General features: G+C 57.2%; 1 pseudogene. It reads left to right on the top strand.

The annotated features are described in order from the left end of the window. Positions 1-13: 13 nt before the first annotated feature. Positions 14-987 (top strand): annotated as a pseudogene (locus tag GOB90_RS19885) (transposase); the annotation flags it as partial.

Below are 987 nucleotides of genomic sequence, written 5' to 3'. Positions count from 1 at the left end.
GTAGCCTGTCGGGATGAGGCGTTTCATCCCGTTTGACCGTGACAGCCGTATTTTTTACCGCCTGATCTGAAGTGATGGCTTTCCGCTGACGATCTGGCGCATTTTGTTGCTGCCGCTGCTGAGTGGGTTCCGATGAGTGTGTTTTCCGTGCCGACGCGCACGGGCAGCAAGGCGCAGGATCATCCGCGCCTGATACTGGCGCTTCTGATCTTCAGCTACGCGAACGGGTTGTTTTCCTCACGCCGGATCGAGCGGGCCACGTATCGCGACATCGGTGTGCGCTTTGTGGCGGCAAACCTGCATCCGGATCACGACACGATTGCGACTTTCCGGCGGACAAACCGGGCCGCCATTGAAACAGCATTCGTTCAGGTTCTGCTGCTGGCGCGCGCGAGACCGGGCTTCTGCGTCTGGGTGTGGTGTCGATCGACGGCACGGAGATCGATGCCGACGCCTCGAAATACCGCTCTGTGCGCTACGACCGGATCAGGGTGCTGCGTGAAAAGCTTTCCGCTGACATCGCGGAACAGATGAGGCAGACGGAGAACGTCTGACATCACGGATGACGATATGCAATCCCCGCCGGAAGAATCTCCCGTCGGGAAACACTGAAAGCAAAGCTGAACGAAGCCTGCGCCCGGCTGGAAGCCGACACAAAAAAAGCGGAAAAAAGGCATTGATCCGCTGGTCGCCATTGGACGCTTCCGCGCGCGCAGGCCTTACGATTTCCGGCCACCTCCTGAAGACAAAGAGCCACGGCGGATCACGGAACCATGGCGCCTGGCCATGAAAGAAAAACTGGAAACCACGGAAGCCGGAGACCTTTTACAGACTACGAAAACAGACCGTCGAACTGGTATCCGGGATCATCAAAAGCATCATGGAGTTCAGGAGATTTCATCTGCGGGGGCTTGCAAAAGTTACCACTGAACGAACCTTCGTCGCTCTCGCTTCCTCGCTTACAACTGCAAAAGAATGGCGCGTCTC

Origin of the sequence: Acetobacter oeni (assembly GCF_011516825.1) — a bacterium.
Lineage (GTDB): Bacteria > Pseudomonadota > Alphaproteobacteria > Acetobacterales > Acetobacteraceae > Acetobacter > Acetobacter oeni.
The sequence above is the reverse complement of the archived record's forward strand: the minus strand, read 5'-3'. Positions and strand labels throughout refer to the sequence as shown.